The organism is Methanobrevibacter sp. (assembly GCF_045644645.1).
Lineage (GTDB): Archaea > Methanobacteriota > Methanobacteria > Methanobacteriales > Methanobacteriaceae > Methanocatella.
In genome coordinates, this window is record NZ_JAZRHE010000167.1 from 1 (window position 1) to 2,865 (window position 2,865).

The 2,865-nt window shown below is 32.7% G+C and carries 2 protein-coding genes; both read right to left on the minus strand.

Going from position 1 to position 2,865, the window contains the following annotated elements; genetic code table 11:
- Nucleotides 1–216 precede the first annotated feature (216 nt).
- On the minus strand, nucleotides 217–1,617 hold the full coding sequence (locus ACKI4K_RS10585; RefSeq protein ID WP_407379840.1) for a DUF3100 domain-containing protein: 1,401 nt from the start codon (nucleotides 1,615–1,617) through the stop codon (nucleotides 217–219).
- Between the two features lie 7 nt (nucleotides 1,618–1,624).
- The gene (locus tag ACKI4K_RS10590) at nucleotides 1,625–2,518 is read right to left on the minus strand and encodes a PhoU domain-containing protein (RefSeq protein WP_407424847.1); all 894 of its coding nucleotides are present in this window, start codon (nucleotides 2,516–2,518) and stop codon (nucleotides 1,625–1,627) included.
- Nucleotides 2,519–2,865 lie beyond the last annotated feature (347 nt).

Genomic DNA, 2,865 nt, shown 5'->3' on the forward strand with positions numbered 1-2,865 from the left:
CCTTATATAAAATAAGTAATAAAATTAATGTGGATGGAATATGAAAAAAAATGATTTTTATGAACTGTAAGTTTTTTAATGGAATATTCTAACTCTTGTAGAAAAATTAATGATAATGTAAAAATAAATACATAATTATATATATTATATAAAAATTATATTACTATTTCGCATAATAGAAAACTAACATGATATAAATAATGAAAAATAGATTTGTTAAATCATGCCTGTTACAAATAAGACCAGATTTGCAATACTTGCAGAACCGAGGTAAGTTCCGGAAATTACGATTATTGCTATAATGATTCCTTTCCAACCAATCTTTTTAAATTCCTCCCAATCGTTACCGATTGCAATACCGACATATGCTAAAAATGCAGTGCAGATTGTAGTTAACTCAATTTGAGAGACATAAGTTATTATAATGTCTGAAGTTGGAACTCCAGGAATGGCTAAAAAAATACCAAGTAAACTTATATAAATGATTGATGGGATATCCCATGGAATTATCCTCTCAAGGCACATTCCGATAAGGGTAATAATTGAAATGATTAGCATTCCGATGAACACATCAAGCAAAGGGGTATGGTAACCTATGAAATTTCCAACTGTGACGATGATTGAGAAAAGTACGAGGAAAGTGACCCATCTTTCAATCTTACCAGAACTTAAATCCTCAGAAGTAGCATATTTATCATCTTTTACTCCTTCAATAGCATATTCGTCATCAATGGTTCTCCCCTCACCTTTACCTATGATTGGAGATAACCATTTATACAATTTTTCTGCAAGAGGCAGGGAAATGAATATGCACATGTAAATGCCTAAACAAAATGAAAGAATGTTACTGCATCCTGCAAAGGCCTCCAATTGGGTAGCCATGGCAGGGTACATATGCACCAATGGAACCAATGCTGCAGCATTCATGCTTGCGCTTCCTATGCCTGAAGCCATTGCAAAGGCATATGGATGGTAAGGTATGAGCGAAATGCATATGCTTGAAAAAAAGCTGATAAAAGGAGTGCCGATAATGGATCCTATAACAAAAATGGCTAAAACTCCCCTTGTCTCAGGGGATTTGAAACCATACTTGTCGATAATGACTCCCAAGTTAGGTTCGCGGCAAATGGAACTTGCCATACCGATTACTTCTCTTCTAAATCCTAAAAGCAAAGCAACGGGCAATGCTATAAGAGTGCCCAAATCCCCCAAAAGTTGTAAAATCAAGGCGGGGCCGACATTAAAAATAATATCAATGGATTGTCCGCTCGAAATAGCTAATTTAGCAATTAAAACTCCTATAAATAAAACCATTGCTCCTTCAGCTACCTTTGATTGCTTTTTACCTATAAATTTTATAGGTTTTGCTAAAAAAAGAGCCAAACCCATGATTAGGGCATATATTAAAGGCAATAATAAAACACTTATGGTATCAGTGATTCTAATCTCTTTAACTCCAATGGCCATTGAAATGGCAACCAGAACAAAACAAACTATATGCAGGTTGTATTCCTTCCATGGGGGTCGTTTCTTAATAGCCCTGTCAGTTTTTCCCCTAAACGTTTCTTGCGGTTTATTATTTGATATAAGATCTCCTCCTGAGAAGAAATTTGGCATTGTCTTTTTAAATTTTTTCTCTAAATGAACGTGGAGTTGTTGGCCTTGGAATATCCTTATGGAATTCAGCAGCCAAATCCATAATTTCCACTGAGATATCGCCCATTCTTTCGAATGATTTCACTACACGGGATATGTAAATATAATAATTGGACATTTCAATATCCTCAAAAGAAGTTTCAACCATTTGGTTGGCAATGAGATTCATGGCTTTTTGTTGAGTTTCATGAATTTTTTCTTCTGTATCCATCAAATTTCCACGTGAGTCAATATTCCCATTAATAAAAGCATCAGTTGCATATGAAATAGATTTTTGTGCATATTTATGCATTTTTTTTAATATATCTAAAAGTTCATCGTCTACGGCAGTCTTCTCATTAATGACAAATTTGACAATATGGCCTGAATAATCTCCAATGCGTTCATAATTGTATGCCGCTTCGCTGAACAATAAAATCTTGGAAAGTTTGGAATGGGGATCAACATCAACGACAGTTTCAACAGATGCGCGAACTTTTTCATACATATTATTTGTGGTAAAATCCAGTTTTAAAGCTTGTTCTGCCAAGTCCTTATCATTAGTTAAAATGGCATCGAAAGACATTTGGATCTGTTCTTTAACATGCTCGCTCATGCTGCTTAGCATGTTTTCAATTAAAAAAAATGCGGAATGCTGTTTGATATTGAAGATAGGGTCTGAAGAGCCATAAATTTCATCATATTTATTCAAATCGATGACATAAGCCCTTTTGACAATGTCTTCTTCAATTAATGGTTTAAGCAATTGAGTAACATATCTTCGACTAATCTTTAATTTTTCGGCAATTGCATCTTGAGTTGACGGTTTATCATAAAAAATAATATTCAAAATGTCTTCCAAAGTTTTATCGCTCCGCGCCATTGAAAATCCTCTCCATCAATCAAATTTAAAAAATTAACTTCAAAGAAATTTTATTGTGAATGCAAATATTTTCACATTTGCCTATAATAAAAACAATGATTTTGGACTATTTAAACTTTGCTAAAATGTGAATTTTTATTCACAAAAAGTGAATAATATTAGGTGAAAAACATATTTCAAAAATCCGGATTTCAGATAATGGGAATAAAAAATAATGAAAAAATATTTAAACGAAATAAAAAGACATGGGAGTTTTAATATGTTTGCATTGAAAGAATTATCCCATTTCAAAAACATTATCAAAAAAAAGATTTCATTATTTCCAGTAATATTCTCATTATATTATT